This window comes from Mucilaginibacter lappiensis, assembly GCF_050433765.1.
GTDB lineage: Bacteria > Bacteroidota > Bacteroidia > Sphingobacteriales > Sphingobacteriaceae > Mucilaginibacter > Mucilaginibacter lappiensis_A.
The window spans coordinates 84335-111086 of sequence record NZ_JBNPWP010000015.1; the positions used below are offsets into that span (position 1 = coordinate 84335).

25 protein-coding genes, 1 tRNA gene and 1 pseudogene are annotated in these 26752 nt (G+C 40.3%); 13 read left to right on the top strand and 14 right to left on the bottom strand.

The features are described 5' to 3' along the window. Positions 1–461 precede the first annotated feature (461 nt). Positions 462–1802 carry a vanadium-dependent haloperoxidase gene (locus tag M2273_RS29560; RefSeq protein ID WP_429401797.1) on the top strand — a complete coding sequence of 447 codons (1341 nt, stop codon included), beginning with the start codon at positions 462–464 and terminating at the stop codon, positions 1800–1802. Positions 1803–2279: 477 nt separating this feature from the next. Here M2273_RS29560 and M2273_RS29565 read toward each other — a convergent pair whose 3' ends face one another. Beyond that, positions 2280–2951, bottom strand: coding sequence for a hypothetical protein (locus M2273_RS29565; RefSeq protein ID WP_429401799.1), 672 nt, complete (start codon positions 2949–2951; stop codon positions 2280–2282). 557 nt (positions 2952–3508) lie between these two features. Continuing rightward, positions 3509–3582, bottom strand: a tRNA-Ala gene (locus M2273_RS29570). Positions 3583–4360: 778 nt separating this feature from the next. Here M2273_RS29570 and M2273_RS29575 point away from each other — a divergent pair. Further along, positions 4361–5557 carry an MFS transporter gene (locus M2273_RS29575; protein ID WP_429401801.1) on the top strand — a complete coding sequence of 399 codons (1197 nt, stop codon included), beginning with the start codon at positions 4361–4363 and terminating at the stop codon, positions 5555–5557. Between the two features lie 216 nt (positions 5558–5773). Continuing rightward, the gene (locus tag M2273_RS29580; protein WP_429401803.1) at positions 5774–5941 is read left to right on the top strand and encodes a hypothetical protein; all 168 of its coding nucleotides are present in this window, start codon (positions 5774–5776) and stop codon (positions 5939–5941) included. A gap of 292 nt (positions 5942–6233) precedes the next feature. Here M2273_RS29580 and lpxB read toward each other — a convergent pair whose 3' ends face one another. The 8 genes from lpxB to M2273_RS29620 form a co-directional block, all read right to left on the bottom strand. Beyond that, positions 6234–7343 (bottom strand): lipid-A-disaccharide synthase, encoded by a 1110-nt coding sequence (gene lpxB, locus M2273_RS29585; RefSeq protein ID WP_429401805.1) that lies wholly within the window; start codon positions 7341–7343, stop codon positions 6234–6236. Continuing rightward, the gene (locus M2273_RS29590) at positions 7340–7609 is read right to left on the bottom strand and encodes a hypothetical protein (protein WP_429401807.1); all 270 of its coding nucleotides are present in this window, start codon (positions 7607–7609) and stop codon (positions 7340–7342) included. Before M2273_RS29590 ends, lpxB begins: the two co-directional genes overlap by 4 nt. Next, a complete protein-coding gene (gene surE, locus M2273_RS29595) occupies positions 7602–8375 on the bottom strand; it encodes a 5'/3'-nucleotidase SurE (protein WP_429401809.1) in 774 nt (257 codons plus the stop codon). The genes M2273_RS29590 and surE overlap by 8 nt, the downstream gene beginning before the upstream one ends. A 183-nt stretch (positions 8376–8558) precedes the next feature. Beyond that, entirely contained in the window at positions 8559–9581 is a 1023-nt protein-coding gene (locus M2273_RS29600; protein ID WP_429401810.1) for an asparaginase, read from the bottom strand. 45 nt (positions 9582–9626) lie between these two features. Beyond that, entirely contained in the window at positions 9627–10394 is a 768-nt protein-coding gene (locus M2273_RS29605; protein WP_429401812.1) for a TatD family hydrolase, read from the bottom strand. 48 nt (positions 10395–10442) lie between these two features. Next, complete coding sequence (locus M2273_RS29610) at positions 10443–11438, bottom strand: FKBP-type peptidyl-prolyl cis-trans isomerase (protein WP_429401814.1); 996 nt, start codon at positions 11436–11438, stop codon at positions 10443–10445. A 61-nt stretch (positions 11439–11499) separates the two neighbouring features. Next, positions 11500–12465 carry an FKBP-type peptidyl-prolyl cis-trans isomerase gene (locus M2273_RS29615; RefSeq protein WP_429401816.1) on the bottom strand — a complete coding sequence of 322 codons (966 nt, stop codon included), beginning with the start codon at positions 12463–12465 and terminating at the stop codon, positions 11500–11502. A gap of 10 nt (positions 12466–12475) precedes the next feature. Continuing rightward, positions 12476–13486: a DHH family phosphoesterase gene (locus M2273_RS29620; RefSeq protein ID WP_429401818.1), complete on the bottom strand. Its 1011-nt coding sequence runs from the start codon at positions 13484–13486 to the stop codon at positions 12476–12478. A gap of 123 nt (positions 13487–13609) precedes the next feature. Between M2273_RS29620 and M2273_RS29625 the strand changes: the two genes are divergently transcribed. Continuing rightward, positions 13610–14029, top strand: coding sequence for a nucleoside-diphosphate kinase (locus M2273_RS29625; protein ID WP_429401820.1), 420 nt, complete (start codon positions 13610–13612; stop codon positions 14027–14029). Between the two features lie 101 nt (positions 14030–14130). Here the strand turns inward: M2273_RS29625 and M2273_RS29630 are convergent, their stop codons facing one another. Beyond that, a complete protein-coding gene (locus tag M2273_RS29630; protein WP_429401822.1) occupies positions 14131–14421 on the bottom strand; it encodes a DUF721 domain-containing protein in 291 nt (96 codons plus the stop codon). Further along, complete coding sequence (gene recF / locus M2273_RS29635; RefSeq protein WP_429401824.1) at positions 14414–15514, bottom strand: DNA replication/repair protein RecF; 1101 nt, start codon at positions 15512–15514, stop codon at positions 14414–14416. Before recF ends, M2273_RS29630 begins: the two co-directional genes overlap by 8 nt. 537 nt (positions 15515–16051) lie before the next feature. On the opposite strand from recF, the gene M2273_RS29640 reads away from it, so the two are divergent. The 8 genes from M2273_RS29640 (at position 16052) to M2273_RS29675 (ending at position 23198) form a co-directional block, all read left to right on the top strand. Further along, a complete protein-coding gene (locus tag M2273_RS29640) occupies positions 16052–18238 on the top strand; it encodes a TonB-dependent receptor (protein WP_429401826.1) in 2187 nt (728 codons plus the stop codon). A gap of 248 nt (positions 18239–18486) precedes the next feature. Beyond that, complete coding sequence (locus M2273_RS29645; protein WP_429401828.1) at positions 18487–19164, top strand: tetratricopeptide repeat protein; 678 nt, start codon at positions 18487–18489, stop codon at positions 19162–19164. A gap of 163 nt (positions 19165–19327) precedes the next feature. Further along, positions 19328–19822, top strand: coding sequence for a 6,7-dimethyl-8-ribityllumazine synthase (ribH, locus tag M2273_RS29650; protein ID WP_429401830.1), 495 nt, complete (start codon positions 19328–19330; stop codon positions 19820–19822). A 236-nt stretch (positions 19823–20058) separates the two neighbouring features. Next, positions 20059–20388, top strand: a complete 330-nt coding sequence (ytxJ, locus tag M2273_RS29655) for a bacillithiol system redox-active protein YtxJ (RefSeq protein ID WP_429401831.1) — start codon at positions 20059–20061, stop codon at positions 20386–20388. 80 nt (positions 20389–20468) lie between these two features. Then, positions 20469–20807: a hypothetical protein gene (locus M2273_RS29660; RefSeq protein WP_429401833.1), complete on the top strand. Its 339-nt coding sequence runs from the start codon at positions 20469–20471 to the stop codon at positions 20805–20807. Between the two features lie 98 nt (positions 20808–20905). Then, a complete protein-coding gene (gene lipA, locus M2273_RS29665; protein ID WP_429401835.1) occupies positions 20906–21787 on the top strand; it encodes a lipoyl synthase in 882 nt (293 codons plus the stop codon). A gap of 21 nt (positions 21788–21808) precedes the next feature. Further along, positions 21809–22360, top strand: a complete 552-nt coding sequence (locus tag M2273_RS29670) for an RNA polymerase sigma factor (protein ID WP_429401837.1) — start codon at positions 21809–21811, stop codon at positions 22358–22360. Between the two features lies 1 nt (position 22361). Next, a complete protein-coding gene (locus tag M2273_RS29675) occupies positions 22362–23198 on the top strand; it encodes an anti-sigma factor (protein ID WP_429401838.1) in 837 nt (278 codons plus the stop codon). Between the two features lie 357 nt (positions 23199–23555). On the opposite strand, the gene M2273_RS29680 is transcribed toward M2273_RS29675, so the two are convergent. Both M2273_RS29680 and M2273_RS29685 read right to left on the bottom strand, forming a co-directional pair. Beyond that, on the bottom strand, positions 23556–25061 hold the full coding sequence (locus tag M2273_RS29680; RefSeq protein WP_429401840.1) for an NAD(P)H-hydrate dehydratase: 1506 nt from the start codon (positions 25059–25061) through the stop codon (positions 23556–23558). A gap of 156 nt (positions 25062–25217) precedes the next feature. Further along, on the bottom strand, positions 25218–26390 hold the full coding sequence (locus M2273_RS29685; protein WP_429401842.1) for an anhydro-N-acetylmuramic acid kinase: 1173 nt from the start codon (positions 26388–26390) through the stop codon (positions 25218–25220). Between the two features lie 135 nt (positions 26391–26525). Here M2273_RS29685 and M2273_RS29690 point away from each other — a divergent pair. Beyond that, positions 26526–26752: pseudogene (locus tag M2273_RS29690) on the top strand (glucosamine-6-phosphate deaminase); the annotation flags it as partial.

Below are 26752 nucleotides of genomic sequence, written 5' to 3' on the forward strand. Positions count from 1 at the left end.
TCTAATTTTATATAGAGACATTTATATTAAGATTATTTACAACAAAAAAAGGCAACCGTTATGGCAGTAATAACAGCACAAGGCATTGCCACACCATTCGATAAGGATGGTGAATCTTATCCAGCTTCCGGATCCCGACTTCCTTCTCTTCGAAGCTTCCGACTTATATACCCGGTTAATGTGACCCAAAAGTACAAATGTCGAACTCTTTTATTGAATGCAAAGAAGATTGCAGCACTGAAATATAAGTAAATGAGCCTCATAAGTAAATGGGCCTCACCTACAGAATAATGTTCAAAATCAGATACATACACTTTTTTTTCGATCAAAGCCATTCTGGTTACTGATACTATCTATAACTACCATATCATTGACAGTTGGATGCAATTTATACAGCAATAAGCATGTCGATAATTCTTAAGAAAATATTAACAAATTCTTTCACCCTTTAAACTTTCAAAATGGAAAATTCAACTAAGCTCACATCCACCAGGTGGATATTGCTTGCAGGCATTTGCCTTCTTTTTCTTTCTGGCTGTAAAAAAGAAAAAGGACCAAAAGACGACCCCGGCCATCTAAATCAAACCAATACCTATTCATCGGAAGTGGCATTTAAATGGATTGATATGCAGCTTCGCTTGTTCCGTACTAACGCCACCCCAATAGGAGGATTGCCTCCGGCGCGTTATTTTACTTATAGTGCTATTGCATTGTATGAATCAGTAGTGCCGGGGATGCCTTCTTATCAGACTTTGTCCGGACAGCTAACAGGTATGCCCGCAATGCCTCAAACAACTCCAGGATTAGCATATCATTGGCCCACTTGTGCTAATGCAGCATTGGCCGCCATGAGCCGTAATTTTTTCCCTGGGACTTCTGCCGCCAATATATCGGCAATGGATTCATTGGAAAATAGCTTAAACAGTACTTACAAGGCTGAAGTGGGTAATGATAAGTTTCAACGCTCGGTACAATTTGGAAAATCAATTGCCCAATTAATTTTTGATTGGTCAAAAACTGATGGATCAGCAGATGCGAATGCACCTTATACTCCGCCTGTTGGTCCGGGTTTGTGGGTTCCAACGCCCCCTGCCTTAGCAGCACCTTTCGGGCCTTATTGGGGGAATAACCGGCTAATGGTACAAGGTAGTTTAGATGGAAGTACACCCATTGCACCGCCTGTTTATTCAACAGATCCGTCTTCAGATTATTATAAAATGGTAAAAGAAGTCTATGATATTTCTCAAACGCTTACCCCCGAGCAAACTGCGATAGCGTTATACTACCGCGATAACCCCGGTTTTGGCGGAGGCCACTATCTTTCCATTTTACGCCAGGTATTGCAGCAGGAAAATCCACAACTGGATTTTACCGCTATGGCTTTTGCCAAAGTAAGCATTGGTATTGTGGATGCAGGCATTGGTTGTTGGAAAATTAAGTATCAATATAACCAGGAACGTCCAATAACCTATATAAGAGGCGTGTTGGGCTATTCAACATGGAATTCGTTGTTTCCCGCACCAAATTTCCCTGATTTCACTTCTGCTCATAGTGCCATTGCAGGAGTTTTTTCAGCGATCCTTACAGATTTGTTTGGGAACAATTATCATTTTACCGATCACTCTTACGATTACTTGGGTATGGCCCCGCGACCATATGATTCTTTTGATGCTTTAGCGCAAGAAATCGGCGCTGCCAGGCTATATGCAGGTATCCATTACCGTATTTCTTGCGAAAGAGGTGTGAAAGTAGGGGGGATAATTGGACAGAATATTAATAACAAGTTGAAGTTTAAGAAGTGAATAAATGAAATTGGTTAAATGAGTGAGGCATATTTGTAGTGCCTTACTCAACCAGCCTTTTAGTAAAAAAAAGCCTTCCAACTTACATTGAAAGGCTTTTTTGGTGATCGAGGATGGACATTCCGGAGCCGTGAACAAACGACTGTTTTGATGCTCTGAGAGCAGTTTTTGATTTTTCATTTTATGTATTTTGGGGTGTTTTTGGCAGAGCTTTGGCAGAGTTTTTTGAGAAAAAATTGCTAAAAATCGCCGTTTTAAATACTCTAAAGAGGTTTTTAAGGGCACATTGAAATTCTATTTTTATAAAAAAAAGTATTTTTCTCAATTTCCATTCATTTTTTGATGATTTTTTAGCGAAAATTTTCCTTAGTAAAGGACCTTTTTGTTAATGCTTTAATCTCAAAAAGGAAGGCAACATAAAACTTTCAGATGATGTGTATATGAGTTGAATGTGGACTAAAAGTGTCCTACTTAAAGCTATTTTAAATTAGCTTTGCTCGCCCTTACGGTCGCATCGATTATTGATTGCCTTATTTCATTCCATCTTTCAATAGGGACCTTCATCATATCCATCGGATGATCCATTCCGATACTTAACATTCTTGTTGTCGCATCTTTTTTATTTGGCTCCCAATAAAAAGTATAAACAAAAGCATTGATATAAAATTTGATAAATCCTGGCCTTGTAGCATCAACGGCAATAAAGCTTTCTTCAGGGTCAATTCCAGCAGCGGTCAGTAAAACGCATGGAAGGGCGGCATCATCAACAATGGCATCTGTAAAGATAGCTTCTCTTAAAAATTCATTTAATTCGTCAGATAACTTGAAATTTCCAAATACAGCCTCTGTTGAAATACTTGCCCGCCATAATAGGGATAATAAGAATAGTTTGAAGTTTTTATATCCTAAGCTATGACACCGAATGATACTCATATCTTCCTGAATGTAAATTTGCTCGAAATCTTCATTTGATTCTAAATAATTTTTTCGATATAAATTGTTACTGGCGTACCTTTCCAGGTTGCCTAAAATTTCGTTGTCGCATTTGGCACAAAATATATATTGCTGGTAAGAACCTGATTGAACTGTTAAATGATTCTGGGGTCTTTGTGAATTAATAACATACAATCTACCTTTATCATCATGCATGCCTTTATACATAAAATTGGGCCAGATGTGCGACCTTTTAATCAACTCTTTCTCCTCTCTACATAACTTACAGATTCCGATCATGTATTCAAATTGTTTGAGTTATCCCTTAATATCAATGTACATATAAAGCCTGTAAAATCAAAGTATAAATAAAACCGTCTCTTATTTACATAGCTAAAAACGATCAATGATTTACAGGAGCATCTCGGATAAGTTAAAACACGCAATTGCTTATAATTTTCTCTTCTATTGTTACTATCAAAAAGTAGCTAATAGAGTTCCTTTTAAAAGATCCAGTGTTAATACTTAACAGTTTAAATAAGAATGTTTTACCCCTGTTTTACTTTTTTGAAAAATCAGAATTAAGATAGAGATTTATCTAACCTATATACCGACCTCTTGCATACACTTTATCAATTAAATTGCAATAAACAACTCATATTCAAGTATTTAAATAAGGTCGTGGGTTAGTATTATAAGTAATTCATTTAGGGAAAATGATGCGATAAAGCATAAAAAAAGCACTTACATATACGTAAGTGCCTGATAATCAGTGGAGAATATCGGAGTCGAACCGATGACCTCTTGCATGCCATGCAAGCGCTCTAGCCAGCTGAGCTAATCCCCCGGATTGGGTTGCAAATATATTATATTATGCAATAAAATGAAACCCCTGAATGATTATTTTTCTTATCGCCCTTCACTGCCGGTATTTAACCCAAAGCTGTTTTAAAACAGGTAAGCACTTAATCGCGAAACTTAGTATAAAAAGATAATTAATTTTGGAATACACGGGTTAAAACAAAACCCTTTTAAACAAGTAAAGCCCCTGATGGGCAGGGGCCTTTACTAACCAATTATAAACCTAAATTATGAGAAGACTTTTTTATGTGTTTTTATTATAGTGTAAAAGTAACACTAAGTTTTTAAATTCTATTATTTTAATTTGTAATTTTTTTGTAACATTTATCAAATAAACTTATATCCGCTGTTTGATTATCAAAAATACTAATAAAACTTTAAAAATGTTACAATTTTTTATTTAATTAAAAATTGTATACTCAATTAACAAAATAACCATCAAATTATTGCGTCGGGTGATTTTATTTGTATAAAAAATTAACTTTTTAACAAAATTTAACATTAAATGATCACAAATTCAATGAAAAAATAATTTTCATCTCCGTTTTAATTTAAATATCGCTCCAAAATCAACAATCCAATACAGAAAAGTAAATTTTTAATATAAAATCACAAAAATCATCACAAGACACATCTGATTTGTCAAAATATAAAACTCTGGAAATTATATCTTATTGTTTATTGTATGATAAAAATTACTTAAAACAAGCATCATTTTAAAAATGCTTTGTCACTTTTGCAGCGAATTTTATACTTTATAAGTAATGACCGCTACACATACATCCAAAGACCATCCACATTTAACCAAGTTTACTTTATGGATCATGACCATTGCAACCGGACTTGTGGTGGCCAACATATATTATAACCAACCGCTACTGGCCGATATTGCACACACTTTTAATATAACCGATAAAAAGGCCCAGCAATTGTCGCTGTTTACACAAATTGGTTATGCCAGTGGCCTGCTGTTTATTGTTCCCCTGGGCGATATGGTAAAACGCAAGCGGCTTATATTGATAGATTTTGTATTAATGATACTTTCATTACTGATCAGTGCTATTGCTCCTTCTATTCTGATATTAACCATTGCCGGGTTCCTGCTTGGCTTATCATCAATAATACCACAGCTATTGATACCCATGGCCGCCCACCTGGCAAAACCACATGAACGCGGCAAAAAATTAGGTTTTATCATGAGCGGTCTTTTAATAGGCATACTGCTTTCCCGAACTTTAAGTGGCTTTGTAGGCGAACATTTTGGATGGCGGTCTATGTATTACATAGCCACCGGCTTAATGCTTGCCATGTGGCTCATGATATTTTTCTTTTTACCCGAAGTTGAACCCGACTACAAGGGTAATTATAAAAAGCTCATGACATCGCTCATACATTTAATTAAAACACAACCTAAGTTACGTATGGCCGCCTTCAGAGGGGCTTTGTGCTTTGCCGGCTTCAGCGCTTTTTGGACAACACTTGTATTTTTATTAAAGCAGCCCCAGTTTAACGAAGGCAGTGCCGCCGCCGGGGCATTTGGACTGGTTGGGGCATTTGGCGCCCTGGCAGCAGGTTTAATGGGCCGCCTGAGCGATAAAATGAATTCTTACAAACTATCGGGATACACATTATTGTTGGTACTGATATCATACGTTGTTTTTTACTTTTCGAGTAATAGCATTGCCGGATTAATTATTGGTGTGATCATATTAGATATGGGCGTACAGGCTACACATATATCTAACCAGTCTATCATCTTCGCGCTGATACCTGAGGCTCGCAACCGTTTAAACACGGTATACATGGTGTCTTATTTTATAGGCGGTGCCTCCGGAACATTTTTGGCCAGCCTGCTTTGGAAAAATTATCAATGGACCGGTGTATGCGCTATTGGCGGTGGTTTAGCTATAATAGCATTGGCAGCACACCTGCTCAGCTATCAAAAACATGTACGTAATTAGCACTACTGTTCGCAAAGTGTTCGGTTAGGATAACATTTTTTTATAAATTTTTATACACCTGTACAGAAAAACCAAATTTTTATTCGGTATAAAAACCCCTTAAAAACAGGCTTTTACATCCTATTGTAAAAAAAATCGCACACTATAATGACTTTTTTTTACTGCAATTGAATTTTTGGCATCGAATTGGAATAGTACTTATTAAACGTAACTGTTATGGAAGCTAAAAAGAAAACGGTTAAGGAAGATGAGAAGGAATGGGAAAATCCGGTAGAGCCAACAAAAACATCAGATGAACGGGATGAAGAGCAGATACTAAGGCAATACAAGGAAGCCAAACGCCGAAAAGATAACCTTACCGAAGACGAAGACGATAAAAAATAACACAGAAACTTACAACAAACAAAAACTAAAACTATGAAGACTAATAAAAAACCATCGATCAATAAATTAATAACAGGCTTTGATAATCAGTTAAAAAGAATCATTATGAATGATTTAAAAGCTTTAAAAACTAAAACTCAATTTTTACCGAGCGCCGCTTAAAAATTCACTGTGAAAACAGTTCATAAAGCAACCACCAGGTAGCTGCACAACAAACATTGTCAGCAGCCTGATCAATATATATAACATCACCCTATGAAAACAATAAAGCTCCATTTTAGCGGGGCTTTATTTATTTTGAGGCATATTTTACAATCAATGCAGCGGTTTTTGCGGATGCTCCGGGTTGGCCCATGCGTTCATCAAGCCGGTCATAATTAGCCAGCATATTTTCGCGATAGGTTTTATCATTGATGATCAGATCCAGCTCGGCATTAATTTTTGCGGTGGTACAATCTTCCTGTATCAGCTCCTTCACTACCCCGCTGTTCATGATCAGGTTAACCAGCGATATAAACTCTAATTTTACCACCATGCGCGCTATAGCAATGGTAAGGGCATTGCCTTTGTAAACTACCACCTGCGGCACATTGAACAAAGCGGTTTCGAGCGTAGCCGTTCCGGAGGCCACTACAGCCGCATACGCATTACTCAGCAAATTATAAGTAGCATTAAATAATACAGGGATATTTTTATCTCCTAAAAACTGATCATAAAATGTTCTATCAAATGATGGCGCGCCGGCAATAACAAACTGGTAACCGGGAAAGCGATCTGCAACGCTTATCATCTGAGGCAGCAGGTAATTGATCTCCTGCTTGCGGCTGCCAGGCAACAGGGCAATGATCTTTTTACCTGTAAGCTTATGCTGCTGTAAAAAGTCGGCTTCAGGGTTAAAGGCGGCTATGGCATCAAGCAGTGGATTGCCAACATAATCAACATCCATGCCCCAGCTTTTGTAAAAATCAACCTCAAAAGGCAATATGCAAAACAGGTGGTCAACTATCTTTTTGATCTTGAGTACCCTTTTCTGGTTCCAGGCCCATACTTTGGGCGATATATAGTAGTTTACTTGCAAGCCTATAGTTTTGGCGTAGGCGGCAATTTTTAAATTAAATCCCGGAAAATCAATCAGCACTAAAACATCGGGCTGCCATGCGTTAATATCCAGCTTGCATTGCTTGAGGTTTTTTAAAATAGTGGGCAAATTTGCAATTACTTCAACAAAGCCCATGTAGGCCATATCGGCATAATGTTTTACCAGGGTACCGCCTTCGGCCTGCATCAGGTCGCCGCCAAAAAACCGGAACTCCGCATTTGGGTCCAGTCCTTTCAGGGCTTTCATCAGGTTTGCTCCATGAAGGTCGCCCGAAGCTTCGCCGGCTACCAGGTAATATTTCATTTAATGGGTTGCAATTTAAATATAAACACCGCCAGCATAAATATAAAGGATACCGCTACAATACCGATAGCTGCTTTATCCATTCCTTTTTTTGAATAAAATCGGGCTATTAATAAGTTTAAACCAATGGCCACCAGGTAGGGTACACCAGGCTTGTTAAATATTAAAAAATTACCCTTTAACAGGTACAAAAAAACGAACAAACTGATGCCCGGTAGTATCAATCCATAAATGACACCTGCTGTTATATTATTTGATTTAAACATTAAACTTCCAGTTATTTAAAAATGGTATGACATGGTGAGCGGTCATATCAAACTGTATAGGCACTACCGATGCGTAATTGTGCTCTAACGCCCAAACATCGGTATCCTCACCGCCATCATTTAACTGAAAAACACCGGTTAACCAATAATAAGGTCGTTTATGCGGATCTACCCTTTCATCAAACTCCTCGGCCCATTTGGCATTAGCCTGCCTGCAGATCTTTATGCCCTTTATATTATTACTGTCAGGGAAATTAACATTAAGCAATGTGGCTTGCGGTAAACCGTTTGCCAAAACCTGCAGTGCCAGTTCTTTAACGTATTTTATACAATGACTAAAATCGGCCTGCAGGGTAAAATCATCTAAAGAAAACCCGATAGACGGGATGCTTTCAATAGCGCCCTCAACAGCGGCCGACATGGTACCGGAATACAAAACGTTGATGGAATTATTTAAACCATGATTAATCCCTGATACACAAAGATCAGGCTTTTGACCTTTAAATATTTTGTTTACAGCCAGCTTTACACAATCAACCGGGGTGCCCGAGCAACGGTACATTTCAAAGCCTTCATATATTTCAACTTTATCTAAACGCAGTGGTTTACCTATGGTAATGGCGTGCCCCATGCCCGATTGCGGACTATCTGGTGCCACCACCACTACCCTGCCTATCTCGCTCATGGCATCCATTAGCGCTTTTATTCCCGGGGCGGTTATTCCGTCGTCGTTTACAACAAGTATGGTTGGTTTTGTTATATCCATTAGGCGAAATTACTCATATTTGATTTATGTGGAGGAATAAAAGATCGGTTAACCGGCAATGTACAAACAAAATATCCCCTTGCTATGCTGAGCAATAGTAAGGAATCTGTTTGCAAACTTGCGTTGGCGTACCAGTCCTTCGCTGCGCTCAGGATCACAAAATAAATTGTGTCGCTTTTGTATTTACGATACCGTTATCTCACCCCTCAGATCCTGCTCCATATAATGTTTAACCATCGCGGGATCATCAAACATGCCCAGCAGGTACATCATTTTGGTCACTGCCGATTCAAAGGTCATATCATAACCGTTGGCTACGCCTATATCTTTCAGCTGTCTGCTGGTTTCGTACCGGCCCAGTTCAACAGTGCCAACTTTACATTGCGAAATATCTATGATAACCTTACCGCTGTCAATAGCGCCTTTGAGCAGATCAATGAACCAACTGTCGGTAGTAGTGTTGCCGGCACCAAATGTTTCCATTACAACTCCCCGCACATCGGCATTTAAAATGGTTTCAACCACCTTGTGCCCAATGCCCGGATAAAGCTTCAATACGGCTACATCGCTGATCAGGTTGTTATGGATAATCAGCTCGGTATTCTCCTGTGGGTGCCTGATATCATTGGCGCTAAAACGCAGGTGAACCCCTGATTCGGCCAGTATAGGATAGTTTGGCGAGCGGAACGCCTCAAATTTTGATGAATTATATTTAAACGCCCGGTTACCCCTGAACAGTTTATAATCAAAGTAGATACAAACTTCTGGTACGCGCGCATGGTCGCCTTTTTTTGCTTTGGCAATTTCAATGGCGGTCATCAGGTTTTCCTTGGCATCGGTACGTATGGCGCTTATGGGCAGTTGCGAGCCGGTAAATATGATGGGTTTGCCCAGGTTTTCGAGCATAAAGCTCAGGGCTGATGCCGTATAGGCCATCGTATCGGAGCCATGCAATATCACAAAACCATCATTATCATGATAGTTTGACTGAATAAGACTGGCCAGTTGGCTCCAGATGGCCGGGTTCATGTTTGATGAATCAATGATCTCCTCAAAAGAGTGTACCTTAATTCTGCAATTAAGTTTCTCCAGCTCGGGTACATTATCCATTATTTGCTCAAAATTAATGGGTTTGAGCACCTTGGTAACAGGATCGCTCATCATCCCAATAGTACCCCCGGTATAGATGATCAGTATCTGACTCATGAAATAAGGTTTATATAGTATAAATCCATTAAACAAGTATTGTTGTTATACACCAAACAGGACTCTTGAATTTTCGGTGGTTATACTGGCCACGGTATCCATATCTGTTTGATGCAGCTCCGCCACTTTTTGTGCAATGTAAATCAAGTACGAACTTTCATTAGGTTTGCCTCGGAACGGAACGGGCGTAAGGTACGGAGAATCTGTCTCTAAAACTATATGCCTGAGGTCAATTTCAGGTATGATTTTGTCCAAACCGGCGTTTTTATAAGTAACTACCCCGCCTATGCCCAGGTAAAAACCCAGCGCGGTTACTTTATTGGCTTGCTCAAGCGTACCTGTAAAACAATGAAATATGCCCCTCAGGTTTTCATCCTGCTCCTGTTGCAGCACTTCATACACCTCGTTAAAAGCATCGCGGCAATGGATAACGATGGGCAGCTTCAGGCTTTTTGCCCAGTTGATCTGCACCCTGAAAGCTTCGATCTGCTCAGCTAAAAAAGTTTTATCCCAGTACAGGTCAATACCAATTTCGCCAATGGCAAAAATTTTATTTTGCTGATGCGCCGCTTTAATATCGTTTAACTCCTGCTCCCAATTCTCTTTTACCGAGCATGGATGCAAGCCAAGCATAGGAAAACACTGATCAGGATAAGCACGTACCAGGTCAAACACCAGCGGCACCGAAGCCAGATCAACATTAGGTAAAAATAAACGGCTGATATTATTGCTGATGCAGCGCTCCATTAACTCAGCGCGTTTATCGGCTATGGTTTCGTAGTATAAATGGGTATGCGTGTCTGTTAATACCATGCTACAAAAGTAAAAAAGCCTTCTGTTTTTTGGCAGAAGGCTTTTGTGCTAATTTTTCTTTTTACTTACTGGTGTTTTTCTGTACACCTTTTTCTTTGCCGGATTCATGATCCCGGTTTTTGAAGCAGGGGCATGTTTGCCCGGTTTAACTTTTACCAGCTCCACATTAAATAGCAATGTGCTGTATGGCGGGATATCCTGGCCTGCACCCTTTTCGCCATAAGCGAGGGCCGATGGGATGATAAGAGTGGCTTTTGAACCTTCGTTCAATAAAAGCAGCCCTTCGTCCCAACCCGGGATCACCTGGCCCTGGCCAAGCACAACGCTTATAGGCTCGTACGTGCGGCCGGGTTGATCTAAACTCGCGCTTTTGGCTTCGGCAGCAATGCTGGAGTCAAAAACTTTACCATTTAATATACGGCCGGTATAATTTACCAGCACGGTATCGCCAGCCAGGGGTTTGCGTTTTACCGATGGCTGGGTAACAACATATTTTAAGCCGGATGCCGTAGTTACCGCGTTAATTTTATTTGTAGCTACATAGTTATTGGCAGCAGCGGCTTCACCATCCTTTAGTTTTTGAGCTTCCGCTTTTTTTTCGGCGATAGCATCATTTAGGGATTGTACCTTTTCTATTTTAAGGATGAATGTTAAATAGCTGCCTTTAGGGAAAAATGGCGGGCGGGCCTCTTCATGTCCTTTAAAAACAGAATCAGTAGGTACTTTAACCAGCGCGCTGTCTTTAGCGGCCAGTAGTGGGAATACCTCCATCAGATCGCCGGCATTTTGTGAAGGTTGTATTTGCGCCTGCACCGGTTTACCAGATTTATAGGTACTGAACAGGACTGAATCCTTGTCGGTTTTTTGGATAAAGTTAAATGTAATCACATCGTTAAGCTTTATCTTTTCGCCGGTGTTGTTGGTAAATTTCTGGTAAAATGCACCTTTGGGTGTGCCCTGCATATTAGGCCGTGGGTCCTGGGCATAGGCCCTTGCAGTTAACAAAGCAAACAAAGGCAGCAGGAAATAAATAGCTTTTTTCATGGGTATCTAATAAAAAAGCCTCCCCGACCAAGGGTCAGGAAGGCTGTATCAATTCTTTAAATTATCTTGTTGCAGGCGGCGCTAATTGCGGAACTGCAGGTTTTGGAGCATTTGGATTAGGGTGAACAACGTTTACCATCTCCATTTCAAAAACAATTGGAGTGTATGGGCCAATCGGGCCTACTCCCTGGTCTTTATAAGCAATATCAGACGGAATGATAAATATCGCTTTAGCTCCTTTGTTCAGCAGCTGCAAGCCTTCGTCCCAACCTGGTATTACTTTACCTTCACCAACTGGTATGCGGATAGGCGCAAGCTGACGCATTGGGTCAACCGGCACTTTTTCTTTTGTAGCCACTTCTTTTACGCTGGTATCAAATACTTTACCGGTAACTAACCTGCCTGTATAGTTTACAACAGCGGTATCACCAACGGCAGGTTTTTCGCCTGTGCCAGGGTTGGTAATTACATATAATAAACCTGATGCTGTTTTCTCAACCTTTAAGTTATGATCAGCAATATATTTTTTGATCTTACCTGGTTCCTGTGTTTTAACAGCATCAGCCTGTGATTTTAAATAATCGGTAACACGTCCGCGCCAAACCTGCTCATTAAGCGCGCCTTTTGCAATTACTTTGTCGATTTTTACCTGGAACACCAAATATTTACCTTTAAAGCCCGGAGGACGTTGCTGGCCATTTTTAAATATCGAATCGGCAGCTATTTTAAAAGTTGCGCTATCACCTTCGCCAAGTAAATTAATACCCGCATAAATATCGCCTTTGGCTTGTGCTTTAGGCATTGGCATGGCCATAGGCCGGCCACTGTCATAGCTATTCATTAAAACAGAATCGCCATCGGTTTTAACCACCATGTTAAGACTTACAAAATCGCCTTCTTTAATTTTGACGCCGCCTTTTGAGGTGTGAATGTTATAAAGCAAGCCGCCGTCTCCTTGTTTAAACCCACCATTGCAACTTGCTAAACCTATAGCCGCAAGAGCCAGAAACATTAATTTTCTTTTCATTTTTAGTTTTTTACTGTATTAATAGTTTTTTGTATTCGGGTAATATTAATTTAAATTGTTGTACAACCTGTTCAAGGCTATCCGTTGAGAATCCTCCGGCCGCGTTGCGATGACCGCCGCCGTTAAAATATTTTTTACAGATCTCATTAGCCGGAAATTCACCTTTCGAGCGTAACGAAAGTTTTACCTTATCGCGTCGCTCCACTATAAATGCTGCCAAACGGATGCTGGCAATTGATAAAGCGTAGTTCACTATCCCCTCTGTATCACCAGTATCAACGTCATATTTCTCTAAATCGTCTTTACTTACTGATATAATAGCGGTATTATACTCAGGCAAAACCTCCAAACAGTTGGCCAGGCAATGTCCCAGGAACCTCAGCCTGTTCTCAGACGCGCTATTGTACACCAGCTCATGTATGCGCCAGTTAACAGCGCCGGCATCAATCAGGTTGGCCACTATGCGGTGCACGGTTGATGTGGTATTGGGCAGCCTGAACGATGCAGAATCGGTCATGATACCGGTATATAAACAAGTGGCTACATCCTTATTAATCAATTCCTGCTGATGCAGCTCATTAACAATAAAATCATAGATCAACTGGGCAGTAGCACACGCATTGATGTTCCAATGCCGGTAATCGTCAAAATCCTCGGGTTCAAGGTGATGATCGATCATGATCTTATAAGCACTGCTTTCGCCTACCAGCACACCCATTTCATTGATGCGGCTTAAGGCATTAAAATCCAGGCAAAATATCAGTTTAGCATCGGCAATTAAAGCAGCAGACTCTTCTGTATGCTCCGTATAAATTATAACATCCTCGTTGCCAGGCATCCAGCTTAAAAAGTCAGGATAATCTGTAGGGGTAATTACTTTGGCATGGTGGCCTTGCTGTATCAGGTAATTATACAAACCTAACGACGACCCCATAGCATCACCATCGGGTTTATGATGGGTAGTAATCACTATTTTTTGAGGGTGTGCTAAAAGTTCTTTAAGCGCAACTAAATCTAACATCAATTTTAAAAAAGAGTTGCAAAGCTAAATAAATAAATTAAATACAAACCATCTTATTTAATTCAAAAAGCTTTATGTTACAGATGCAAAACCCTATTTTTGCGGCAATTTTAAAAAGCAAGAATGAAAACTAACAGAACTTTTACAATGATAAAGCCTGATGCGGTTGCAAACGGGCATATTGGTGCTATTGTAGATAAGATAACCAAGAGCGGATTTAAAATAATCGCCTTAAAATATACCTCATTAAGCCCCGAAAAAGCCGGTCAGTTTTATGAAGTACATAAAGAGCGCCCTTTTTACAGTGCCCTGGTTAACTTCATGTCGTCGGGACCAATTGTAGCGGCTATACTTGAAAAAGATAACGCTATTGAAGATTTCCGTAAACTGATAGGAGCTACCGATCCGGCAAAAGCCGAAGAAGGTACTATCCGTAACTTATTTGCAAAATCAATTGAAGCAAACGCCGTTCACGGATCAGACTCTGATGAAAATGCTGAGATTGAAGGCAGCTTCTTCTTTTCGGCTTTCGAAAAATTTTAACTTTCAAAAAAATACAGGTGTAAATCAGTTAATTACGCCTGTGTTTTTTTCCTTTTGTTTTATTCAATGATGATATTGGCGTAAATAAAAGCTGCGTTTTTCTAAAGAAAAATAACCTCTTCTACCAGTATACAATTAGCTTTCTCGTTTATCTTTTCCATTATCTGCGCACGCATCATCATCAGTTCGTTTTTTATTACCGACGATTCGATACGTAAAAACAGTTTTTTATCGCGGATAAATAATTCTTTAGTACGGTTAGCTACCGGCTTTCCAACCAGTTCGGGCCAGGCGGCTAAAACCCCCGTTTCATCAAAGCGGCGTTTAATTTTATAAACGTTCAGCATTTGCTCAATAGCATCCTTTAACGATTTGTCATTAGCTTTACGCATCAATAGCCCCTCCTCTTACTTTAAATAGTTTTACATCCACAGCTATTTTATTAAAAATATTTTCAACCCGGCTTACGCTGGTATCGGTAATAAACACCTGTCCAAAATCATTGTTCGAGACCATTTTCATCAGTTTGGTAACCCGCTCCTCGTCAAGCTTGTCAAAAATATCATCCAGCAGCAGTAATGGCTTAAACCCTTTTTGCTGATATAAAAAAGTATACTGTGCCAGCTTAAGCGCTATTAAAAAAGATTTTTGCTGCCCCTGCGATCCAAATTTTTTCATGGCCATGCCGTGTATACCAAACTGAAGGTCGTCTTTATGTATGCCTGCCGTGGTACGCTCCAGCGCACGGTCGCGTTCAACACTCTTTTTTAGCAATGCCGCAAAATCATCCTGCAATAACTGCGACTCATAAGCCAATTCAACCTGCTCGGCACCATCGCTTAAAAAACTGTAGTGCTTGTTAAAAATAGCCGTAAAGTTTTCCATAAAAGCTTTACGCCGTTCAAAAATGCGGTTGCCCGAGCTCGTCAGCTGTTCATCAAGCACTTCCAGCAAGTTTGGGTCATACCGGCCGGTATCAGCAATGAGTTTTAAAAGCGCGTTACGGTTGGCCAGTACCTTATTATAGGTGATCAGCTCATCGAGGTAATAGTTATCCGTTTGTGATATTACATTATCAATAAATTTACGGCGCTCTTCGCTGCCCTCGGTAATAATACTGGTATCATACGGCGATATCATGACCAGCGGCAACAAGCCAATATGATCGGCCAGGCGCTGGTAATCCTTTTTATTGCGTTTAAATTGCTTTTTTTGATTGCGCTTAACAGAACAGGCCACTGCTTCGTTCTGTTTGTTTTTATTAAAAACACCGGTGATGATAAAAAAATCTGTCCCCTGTTTTATTTGCTGGCTATCAATGGGGTTAAAATAACTTTTACATAACGACAGGTAGTGAATGGCATCGAGCAGGTTGGTTTTGCCGGCACCGTTATTTCCGGTAAAGGCATTTACCCCCGAACTAAAAACAAGTTCGGCCTCCTCGTAATTCTTGAAATTGATAACTGACAGTTGCTGCAAATACATAATGGGACGGCAAATTTAGTTAGAATTGTTCATTAGTTCACCGGTTCATTTGCTCAATTAGTTCAATTATACAATAATTGCCCGCACCGGGATTTATGAAATTTTTAGGACAGCAAAACGCTTTACATTTTATAGCTATCTTATTTTCTTTTACATTTACACCGTGAAAATTTTGTGCTTTATATCAGTTATTTTAGTGCTGCTGCTTTCCATTAAGCCCTGCTGTACTGATAATGACTGTAGTTACAAAAAAACTACGGTTAGCGCATCCGTAACTAAACATTCACCAAAAAAGAAAGAATGCCAGAGTTGTTCGCCATTCTATTCATGCGGTTCATGTGTAGGGTTCATCGTCACTAAAACTGTTAGTTATCCCTCATTTATACTCCCTCAAAAGCCGGTTAAACACCATAACACTTATGAGCAGCTTTATATAGACCATGTTGCTTTATCAATTTGGCAACCACCCCGGTTAGGTTAATACTCAAATCCACAGCTTATCAGCTGGCAATTTTGTATTAACTAATTCCATATTTCATGAAAAAACTTATAGTGCTTTTTATAGCATTGATATATACTACTATGGCGTATGCTCAACATACGTTTAAAGCCATTATTAAAGACGCTAAAACTAACGAAACCCTTATTGGGGCAACCGCATTAATACAGGGTATAAATAAAGGGGCCACTGCCGATACAGCAGGTTTAATTATTTTAACAAATATACCTTCAGGCAAACAGGTTATACGCTTTAGCTATATAGGCTATGAAACCCTGACAGACACCTTAACATTTCCCTTTGAACAGGCTTCACCAATGTTCATCCTGCTTCAGCCTAAAGGCAAGGAGGGCGTCGAAGAATTAAATGAAATTTTAGTTTCTTCCACACGCAGCAGCAGAACTATTGCTAATGTCCCTACCAGGATAGAGGTTATTTCGGGTGAGGAACTTGATGAAAAAGCCAACATGAAGCCGGGAGATATCCGGATGATCCTTGCTGAAAGTACAGGCATACAAACCCAGCAAACATCAGCAACAAGCAATAATTCAAGTATCCGCATCCAAGGACTTGATGGCAAGTACACTCAAATTATCAGGGATGGTTTCCCATTGTATTCCGGCTTTTCGGGAGGTTTGGGATTATTACAGATCGCACCACTTGACCTGAAACAGGTTGAAGTTATAAAAGGATCATCATCAACTTTGTATGGAGGGGGCGCTATTGCTGGTTTAGTTAACTTAATATCCAAAACACCTACTAACGAGCGGCAATTAAACTTCCTGCTAAATGGTACTTCGGCATTAGGTTTAGATGCCAGTGGTTTTTATTCACAAAAATTTAAAAAAGTTGGGGCGACTGTATTTGCAGCATATAATCATGGCACCGCGTATGACCCTGCGGGCATTGATTTAACAGCCATACCTAAGTTTAACAGGTTTACACTTAACCCTAAATTATTCTTTTATCTGGATGATAAAACTACACTGATCACAGGCATCAACAGCACAATTGAAAACCGCATCGGTGGCGATCTTCATTACATTGAGGGGCATGGCAGCGCGCAGCACAGCTATTTTGAAGAGAATAAAACAGGCAGATACAGTACACAGGTATCCCTTGAGCGCACGTTGAGTAACAAGGAAAAAATAGTATTCAAAAATAGCCTTAGTTATTTTGACCGGGCTATTAATTTACCCGATTATCGCTTTTCAGGTGTCCAGTTTTCAACCTACAGCGAAGCAACATATTCACGGGCAAGCGAAAAATCTGATTGGGTTGCCGGGTTAAACTACCTGTCTGAAAACTTTGCCGAGGATAAGAACAGCAGCTTTCCGCTTAGGAGTTATGATTATAACACGATCGGGGGTTTTGTTCAAAACACATGGGATGCCACACCAAAGTTGACCCTGGAGAGTGGATTAAGAGGTGATTATCATAATGAATATGGATTTTTTATTCTGCCCCGCATATCTGCTTTGCTAAAAATCAATTCGCATTTTTCAACACGGGTTGGCGGTGGTTTAGGTTATAAAGCGCCTAATGTATTTACTGAGGATGCCGAACGTATCCAGTTTAGAAATGTACTGCCTATTGATGTTAAAAACACCACGGCCGAACGCTCATACGGTGTTAACTACGATATTAACTACCGTACCGGTTTATTTGACGACAAGGTAAGTTTCAGTATCAACCAATTGTTTTTTTATACCCGGATCAATAATCCTATACTACTTACATCCATATCAAACGGTGATTTACAGTACCAGCAACCTAAAGGCGACCTGAACACGAAAGGCATGGAAACTAATATTAAATTGACCTACGCTAATTTTAAGTTATTTATTGGTTACACGCTGGCTCATGTTACACAACATACAAATAACACGATTACTAATTACCCTTTGGTGTCAAAAAACAGGTTAAATAATGTATTGGTTTACGAGGTGGAGAACAAATTAAAAATTGGCTTGGAGGCTTACTATTTCAGTCCGCAATATTTAAATGATGGAACAACCGGCAAGGCATACTGGACTACCGGATTGATGGCCGAAAAGATATGGGACCGGTTCTCGTTGTTTATCAATTTTGAGAACCTGACCGATACCCGGCAAACAAAATTTGGCACCATTTACACCGGCAGCATTACTAACCCGGTGTTTAAGGATATATATGCGCCTTTAGATGGCTTTGTTGCCAATGGAGGCATAAAATTCAAATTGTAAATGATCAGACTCACCCTGGCTTTGCTTCGCTCGTCATCCCTCTCTTCGCCTTCGGCGGAAAGAGGGCGTTTGGAAAATCCTTTAATCCCACGAATCATGGTCAGAATAATTCCAGTTCAGACAGCCTTTAAGTAATGATCAAACCGCTTACAAAATCAACAAAAAAGCACCTCATAAAGAATTAATTTAAAAGGTATTGCCAGAAATTTTGAAAACCGTAACTTTGCACACTTAATTTTGTTATAACAATGTCAAAAACCCATGCGAATACCAAAATTGCAGCGCCAGATAATAATTTTGGACAAAGCGGCAATTTCGTGCGCGAGAATCAAAAAAGCCTATTGTTTATAGGTGGGGCTATTATTGCCCTTATTGCTATTTACCTTTTATATTTGAAATTGTATTTAGGTCCACGCGAAATTACCGCCGCCGATCAAATGCACGTTGCGCAGGATTTTTGGGCCAAAAAAGATTGGGACAAAGCTATTAAAGGCGATGCCAGCTATCCTGGTTTCGAAAAGATCATCAGCGAATACAGCAATACCAAAGCTGCTAACCTGGCTTATTTTTATTTAGGTACCGCTTATTTAAACAAAGGCGAATACCGCAAAGCTGTTGACAATTTAAACAACTACCGTGGCGACGACACTATGGTAGCCGCTGAAGCTTATGGCAGCGCTGGCGATGCATATGTTGAGTTAAAGGACTATGATAAAGCTGTTACTTATTTTAACAAGGCAGTTGATAAAGCAAAAAACAAGTTTTTATCGCCGTTTTATTTAAAAAAGCTTGGCTTGGTTTACGAAGAGCAAAAAGACAATAAATCTGCCGACGAGGCTTACAAAAGGATAAAAACAGAATATCCGGAAAGCCCCGAAGCACAAAATATTGACGAATATATAGCGCGCGTAGAAGCAAAACTATAACCGATTTGGGATTTCGGATGTTCGATTTCGGATTTATTGACTTACAAAGCCTTTAAATCCGAGATCGTTTTTTTTATAAACAAATTCCGAAATCAGAATTGCGACATCCGAAATAAAAAAATAAATCCGAAATCGAACATCCGAAATCCGAAATAAAAATATCATGGCTACACAGCTTAAAAACTTATCAGATTTTTCGCAAACTGAAATCCCCTCAGCGGCAGCATACAGCTTTGGCATTGTGGTAGCCGAATGGAATGCCGAAATTACCAATGCACTTTACCAGGGCGCTTACCAAAGCCTGGTTAATAACGGAGCATTGCCCGAAAACATTTTCACGTATGCCGTACCCGGAAGTTTTGAATTAACATCTGGTGCTGATTTATTATTAAAAAATGATAAATTAGATGCAGTAATTTGCTTAGGCTGTGTGATACAGGGCGAAACACGCCATTTTGATTTTATTTGTAACGCGGTAGCAAATGGTGTAAGCAATGTTGCTATTAAATATTCAAAACCTGTTATATTTGGTGTATTAACCACTGATAACCAGCAGCAGGCCATTGACCGTGCTGGTGGTAAACATGGTAACAAAGGCGATGAAGCGGCCATTACAGCTATAAAAATGGCCAGCCTTGCCGAAACATTAAAGAGCTGATTAACGTAAAACTGTTTAGTATAACACAATGAAAAAAATTATTTACATAGCGCTAATAGCCCTGGTATTTGGCAGTATGATCTCATCATGCTCTAATAAATTATGCCCAGCTTATGGCTCATATCCAAAAGGCGGCCGTTAACAGGTAAATGTCATTTTTTATTTTCAATTGAACCTATAAACGGTTTTTGTGTTATAATTACGTTATAACACAGTATATTATATATTATTTTTTTATGAATTGGATATTGTTGGAGTCGGCAGAACAACTGAATAGTATTAAACAGCACAAGGGTTACAGCCTTATTTTTAAACATAGCACACGTTGCTCCATCAGCATGATGGCAAAAAGACGTTTTGAATTGGATTGGGAAGATTTACCCCAGGACATGTCTCTTTATTTTTTAGACCTCATCAATCACCGCGATTTATCCGGCCAGGTTGCACAACTGTTTCAGGTACACCATGAGTCGCCTCAGTTATTACTAATAAAGGATGGCGAATGTATACTTGACCAGTCGCACGGCGCCATTTCGGTTGACGAAGCCATGTCAGTTTTAAATTAATAGTTTCTTATAAGGAATTTAAGAAAATAGTGTATTAGGGGCGTAATGTTCGCGGGACAAAATTAACCGATCTTTAGATTATGAAATTCCTGATCCTAATTTCTTTTATTACCCTATTTCCCCTTGATCTGTCCGCTCAAAAGCTTATTAAGATTAAGCGGGCATCTCATTACATAGGAAAAACGGTTACGGTTTGCGATACTGTATACAGCAGGGTAAATTCGCATTATGCGCAGATTTTTGAACTTAGACTTGGTGCTGATGTTGAACATAAAAGTTTAATTATCAGATTATCACCATATATTATTGGTTATCTCAAGCCGATTAAAAGCAAATTTATTTGTGTAACCGGTTTAATAGAGGGGGATAAAACACAACCAGTTATTTTTGTTAAAGATACCTCTCAATTAAAATACTGATTCTTCTTTCGTTAAATCTTATCAACTAACTGTAATAATTTATACAACTTGCCATACTACCCATAAAGGGTTATTTGGTTTTTAACTACATTTGCACTATGATTGATTTGCCGGTAGTTCCTGTTAGCCAACCACAACGTAAGCCCGATTGGCTTAGGGTTAAGCTTCCTATTGGAAAAGAGTATACTCACGTACGCAGTTTGGTTGATGAACATAAACTGCATACCATTTGCGAGAGCGGTAATTGCCCTAACATGGGCGAGTGCTGGGGAGCCGGCACAGCTACTTTCATGATATTGGGTAACATTTGCACCCGCTCGTGCTCGTTTTGCGCCGTAGCAACCGGCAGGCCATTAGCTGTTGATGTTGATGAGCCAAATCGTGTAGCAACTTCGGTAAAATTAATGCAGGTAAAACATTGCGTTATAACCTCGGTTGACCGTGATGACCTGAAAGACGGAGGCTCCATTATTTGGGCCGAAACCATCAACGCCATACGCCGCGAAAGCCCCGATACTACTTTAGAGACCCTGCTGCCCGATTTTAGGGGTAACTGGGATAACCTTGCCCGCGTTTTAGAGACCCGGCCTGAAGTAGTATCACACAACCTGGAAACTGTACGCCGCCTTACCAAAGAAGTGCGTATACAAGCCAAGTATGATCGCAGTCTGGAAGCGCTGAAACATGTATCGGCAGCTGGCCTGCGCACCAAATCGGGCATTATGCTGGGCCTGGGCGAAACAGAAGACGATATTTTAGAGGCCATGGACGATTTGCTGGCTGCAGGTGTTCATATCCTAACTTTAGGACAATATTTACAGCCAACACGTAACCACCACCCGGTAATTGACTGGATCCATCCTGATCAATTTGCCAGGCTCAAACAATTTGGATTAGATAAGGGTTTTAAATACGTGGAAAGCGGACCGCTGGTTCGTTCATCCTATCACGCAGAAAAGCATCTGTTTGATATATCGTAATTCCTTTATATATTCACCCAGTTGAGTAAGAAACATAAAATATCACTGACCGAAGAAGAACTGGTACTTTCATTGAGAAATCATGAAAAGATCGCTATCGAAGCTTTATATGATATGTATTCTGCTTCCTTATTTGGCGTAATTTCACGCATTGTTATTGATACCACTATAGCCGAGGATATTTTACAGGAAACCTTTGTAAAAATTTGGCATTCCTTTTCAAGTTACAGTACCGAAAAAGGCCGCTTATTTACCTGGATGGTTAATATTGCACGCAACCTTGCAATAGATAAGATCAGATCAAAAGATTTTAAAAATCAGAATAAAAACCAGGAGATTGAAAATAACGTAACTTTCATTGACGAGCAAAAAAGCACGGTTTACAAGCCCGAGTTGATGGGTATTAAAGATCTGGTTGAGGGATTAAAACCCGAGCAAAAATTAATTATTGATCTGGTGTATTTTAAGGGTTTTACACATGTTGAAGCAGCTGATGAATTAGGCATTCCGCTTGGCACCATTAAAACACGGTTGAGGATGGGTATACAACAACTCAGAAAACATTTTAATTGAAGTGGAAGATATAAAAGCATATATAGAAACCGGAATATTGGAACTTTACGTTTTGGGAGACATAACTCCAGACGAAAAGTTGCAGGTGGAGGCAATGGCTTTAAAACATCCGGCCGTTAAGGCAGAATTGGATGCAATTGAGCTATCCATGGAACTATATGCTAAAGAAAACGCGGTTGATCCATCAGAAAATTTACGCGGTCGTATATTAGGCAGTGTCCTTACCAATTTGGGCGACGACAGGAATTTTACCGCCGCCCCTCATCACGAAGAAAGTGACTCCTACGAGGAAGACAATATCGTACTTTTATCAAAACCCAGCGGAAATAATTTTTATAAATATGCTTTTGCGGCCAGCCTGGCACTATTAATAGCAAGTACCATTGCTTTGGTAAGTGTGTATTCACGTCTGCAACAATCAAACGGCCAGCTCATAGCACTGCAATTACAAAACCAGCATTTTACAAACAGGGTAAATTTAATGGATAAGGAATTAAGCGTTTTCCGCGATCCGTCTTTTAAATTACTAAAGCTGCAGGGAACAAAAAATCCAGATATGGCTGTAATGGTTGCATTTAGCCCGGCTAAGAAAAAAGTAATGATCGATATGCGTAACATGAAGTTACCTCATAACGATAAGGATCACCAATACCAGCTTTGGGCACTGGTGGGCGGCAAACCGGTTGATCTTGGTGTTTTTGATGCCACAGCCGATTCTACACACATGAAGGAAATGAAATCGATAGCACTGGCCGATGCCTTTGCCGTAACGCTTGAACCAAAAGGCGGCAGCGTTAATCCAACCATGGATCAAATGATGGTGCTGGGCAAATTCTAAATATAAGCTCCACCAAAACACTCCTATTTATTATTTTCATCATATAAATGCGCTGTTGCCTTTGGAGCATTAATGAGCTTATTTATCACATTTTATACACAATTCAGGCCATTTTACGTTATTTTGGAAAACAAACCGTTACTTTATCATGTTATTTAACAATTATTTAACTAAAATCTAAACCAAATATTCGTTTTTTTGTAACTATTAGGGTAGTTCGGGCGTCTTATTACCAGTTAGATTAAAAAAGGTGATTTATATCATGAAATCTAACCTTTAAATTTTGAGTATTTAGTTCTTTATAAGATCAGTTAATAGTTAATAAAAACGGTTGTATAATACTTGCAACCGTTTTTTTTATGCCATTAATTTTGCCATGGTAACCGGCAACTGAGCAGCAAGCTTACCCGGTAAAACCACGTTCAAACGATTTGGAAGGGCCAGTTCGTCGCCGGCTTTTCCGTGAACATAAGCTGCGATGAGGCAGGCTTGTAAAGATGTATATTTTTGAGCTAACAAAGCGGCAATGATACCGGTAAGCACATCGCCCATACCCCCTGATGCCATGGCTGCGTTACCCGTAGGGTTAAAGTACGCTTTGCCCTCGGGCGATATGGTTATGGTATAATCATTCTTTAAAATGATATACACCTGGAGTTTGCGGGCCTGCTCCATACCAGTTTGCAACCGGTGCCACCAACTCGTATGATTACCAAACAATCTGTCAAACTCCTTCATGTGGGGTGTTAAAATACTCCCGGCATGTAAGTATGGTAAAAGGCCCTTATGTTCGGCCAGTAAATTAAGTGCATCGGCATCAATAACCACTGGCTTTTTATAGTTTTTAGTAACGGCCGATAACAAGGCAACAGCATCTTCACCTTTGCCCAGACCCGGCCCAATGGCTACCGAAGTAAATTTATCCCATTCAATTTCGGGCAGCTTATGATCACTCCTTACAATGGCCATAATTTCGGGCTGGTAACTGTTTAAGGCGGCAAGTCCGCTTTCGGGGACACATGCTGTTGTTAAACCCGCCCCAGCATGTACAGCAGCCGAAGCACTCAATAATGCAGCACCCATAGTTTTTGCCTGCCCTGCTATGATCAGCGTATGCCCGTAAGTACCTTTATTACTAAAACGGTGACGTGGTTTAAGCAACTCCCTTACATCTTTCTCCTCTATAAACTGATATGCCGAATTTAACGACTGTAAGTATTTTTCATTAATACCAATACTTACCGCTTCCCAGCAGTTAATATAGGGTGCCGATTCTGGCAACAGAAAATTAACCCTGGGCTGTTGAAAAGTGATCACCAGGTCGGCTTTTACGGCCGTTGCCTCGGGTGGTACTTCACCTTCCGAAAAAAATCCGGTTGGTACATCAACAGCAACTACAGTTCTGTTAAGTTTATTAATATACTTTACCAACCGTTCATAATCACCTGAGAGGGGTTTGTTTAAACCGGCGCCCAGCAAAGCGTCAATAATAATCGTGCTATCTTCATCGGGTAGGTCTTCACCTTTGTTTATTTCAATCACAGGGATCGCGGTTTGCTTTAACCGCTCCAGATTAATATTAAAATCATCAGATGCCTTGTCGTTAAAGCGGGCTATCTTAACATGAAGCTTTTTATATTGATGTTGACTTAGTATCCGGGCTATGGCAAGCCCATCACCACCGTTATTACCCATACCGCAATAAAATGATATAGCCTGCTTTTTATCAGGAAAATGATTGATAAACCAGCCAACAAAGGCTTTTGAGGCCCGCTCCATCAAATCAATAGCCGTAATAGGCTCATTGGCTATGGTGTAAGCATCAGCCCGGCGTATTTGTGCGGAGGTTAGTAAAGGCAACATATCATTCTAAAGTACGGAATTATATGTTTTGTTTTTGTAAAAAAGCAAGTTGGAAAGAGCGGCCTTTAAAATTCAGAGTCATCCCGAATTTATTTCGGGATCCCACGTGCTAAGTGAACGATAGAACCATCCACCTCAGCACGACAATTCTAATGCTTAACCCGGAAAGCTAAGCTTGCCCATCAACACCGCGGGATTATTACCAATGGTCATCGGCTCGCCACACAGGGCCTCGTTACCCAGCAGGGCAAATAATATAGCCTCTTTTGCATCGGGATCAATCCCAAGACTGGCGGTATTGGTGATCGGGGTATCGGCCAAAGCCTGTTTCAAATACGTCATGATAAAAGGGTTTCTGGCACCACCACCACTAACAAATATATGCAGGTTGTCTGCCATGATATTCGTCTTAACAAAAGTCTCGATAACCACCGCGGTAAACATGCTTAACGTGCATACCAGGTCCTCATTACGGATATGTTCAGTTCCTGTCCTAAACTGTGCCTGCTCCACATAAATTAAACTAAACAGCTCTGGCCCGGTAGTTTTTGGCGATGCTTCTTCAAAAAAGGCATGATGAAGTAACGCCCTGAGCAGATCCTCATTTACTTTACCGCTATTGGCAATAGCCGAATCCTGATCATAAGCCACGTTAAAATACTTACGGCATGCCGCATCGATCAGGGTATTTCCCGGCCCGATATCCGTGCATAAAATTTTAGCCGGCTCACCGTCGGCAGGCAGATAGGTTAAGTTCGCGATCCCCCCTATGTTCAGCAATATTCTGTTTTCGCCTGCTTTGCTGCCTAATAAAACATCACCATACAATGCCAGGGGAGCCCCTTCCCCGCCTGCCGCGATATGTTTTTGCCTAAAATCGCTGATAGTCAGGATGCCGGTTTTTACGGCCAGATGATCGCCATCGCCAATTTGTAGGGTAGCATTTGGATAGTTGGCCTGCCGGTGCAGTCGCTTTGGGGCATGGTATATGGTTTGCCCATGGCTGGCTATAAAATCTACCGTATCCGGATCTATTCCCCAGTCTGCGAGTGCCTCCAAAACCAGTTCACCGTGATAATTGCCAATAAAAGCATTCAATAAAGTAACCTGTTCCAGATCGGCCGTTTTGCGGGCAAATACCTGCTGCACCTCATCTTTAAATCTTTGGGGATATGGTATAGTGGTAAACTGCAACAATTTAAATTGAGTTTGCAAGCCGCTGCCCGTAAAGCTGCACAAGGCAATATCCAACCCATCCAACGAGGTGCCCGACATTAAACCAATACCGGTTTTAGTCGATTTATGGGCGATATTAAAAAGCTTCTGCAAATTTTGGTTAAGCGATAACATGGGCTTAAATTACTATTTGTTGCGGGGTTTACAAAAGTTAAATTAATAGCTGCACTACGTAAATATCTGATATATTTGTTTAGAACAAGCATACAAACTTATTAATACTGATACATGGCCCGATTAAATTTATTGGAAGAGACCCGGTACGAGAAGCTGCCGGTAAGCGTTTATAGCAACCAGCAGGTAGCAGCCGTTGCCGTTGCCGCAAGGATCGCCAAACTGATCCGCGGTAAGCAAAGTAAGGGCGAAAAAGCCGTGCTGGGACTGGCTACCGGTGTTACCCCCATCGGTGTGTATGCCGAACTGGTACGCCTGCACCAGGAAGAGGGTTTGTCTTT

Coding starts and splice junctions, on each gene's coding strand:
- M2273_RS29590 (WP_429401807.1), bottom strand. CDS start 7,609: ATGTTTAAATCAAATAATATAACAGCAGGTGTCATTTATGGATTGATA.
- M2273_RS29645 (WP_429401828.1), top strand. CDS start 18,487: ATGTCAAAAACCCATGCGAATACCAAAATTGCAGCGCCAGATAATAAT.
- M2273_RS29620 (WP_429401818.1), bottom strand. CDS start 13,486: ATGTTAGATTTAGTTGCGCTTAAAGAACTTTTAGCACACCCTCAAAAA.
- lpxB (WP_429401805.1), bottom strand. CDS start 7,343: ATGAAATATTACCTGGTAGCCGGCGAAGCTTCGGGCGACCTTCATGGA.
- M2273_RS29630 (WP_429401822.1), bottom strand. CDS start 14,421: ATGCGTAAAGCTAATGACAAATCGTTAAAGGATGCTATTGAGCAAATG.
- M2273_RS29575 (WP_429401801.1), top strand. CDS start 4,361: ATGACCGCTACACATACATCCAAAGACCATCCACATTTAACCAAGTTT.
- ytxJ (WP_429401831.1), top strand. CDS start 20,059: ATGAATTGGATATTGTTGGAGTCGGCAGAACAACTGAATAGTATTAAA.
- ribH (WP_429401830.1), top strand. CDS start 19,328: ATGGCTACACAGCTTAAAAACTTATCAGATTTTTCGCAAACTGAAATC.
- M2273_RS29605 (WP_429401812.1), bottom strand. CDS start 10,394: ATGGTATTAACAGACACGCATACCCATTTATACTACGAAACCATAGCC.
- M2273_RS29640 (WP_429401826.1), top strand. CDS start 16,052: ATGAAAAAACTTATAGTGCTTTTTATAGCATTGATATATACTACTATG.
- lipA (WP_429401835.1), top strand. CDS start 20,906: ATGATTGATTTGCCGGTAGTTCCTGTTAGCCAACCACAACGTAAGCCC.
- M2273_RS29615 (WP_429401816.1), bottom strand. CDS start 12,465: ATGAAAAGAAAATTAATGTTTCTGGCTCTTGCGGCTATAGGTTTAGCA.
- M2273_RS29600 (WP_429401810.1), bottom strand. CDS start 9,581: ATGAGTCAGATACTGATCATCTATACCGGGGGTACTATTGGGATGATG.
- recF (WP_429401824.1), bottom strand. CDS start 15,514: ATGTATTTGCAGCAACTGTCAGTTATCAATTTCAAGAATTACGAGGAG.
- surE (WP_429401809.1), bottom strand. CDS start 8,375: ATGGATATAACAAAACCAACCATACTTGTTGTAAACGACGACGGAATA.
- M2273_RS29560 (WP_429401797.1), top strand. CDS start 462: ATGGAAAATTCAACTAAGCTCACATCCACCAGGTGGATATTGCTTGCA.
- M2273_RS29565 (WP_429401799.1), bottom strand. CDS start 2,951: ATGCATGATGATAAAGGTAGATTGTATGTTATTAATTCACAAAGACCC.
- M2273_RS29680 (WP_429401840.1), bottom strand. CDS start 25,061: ATGTTGCCTTTACTAACCTCCGCACAAATACGCCGGGCTGATGCTTAC.
- M2273_RS29625 (WP_429401820.1), top strand. CDS start 13,610: ATGAAAACTAACAGAACTTTTACAATGATAAAGCCTGATGCGGTTGCA.
- M2273_RS29660 (WP_429401833.1), top strand. CDS start 20,469: ATGAAATTCCTGATCCTAATTTCTTTTATTACCCTATTTCCCCTTGAT.
- M2273_RS29610 (WP_429401814.1), bottom strand. CDS start 11,438: ATGAAAAAAGCTATTTATTTCCTGCTGCCTTTGTTTGCTTTGTTAACT.
- M2273_RS29580 (WP_429401803.1), top strand. CDS start 5,774: ATGGAAGCTAAAAAGAAAACGGTTAAGGAAGATGAGAAGGAATGGGAA.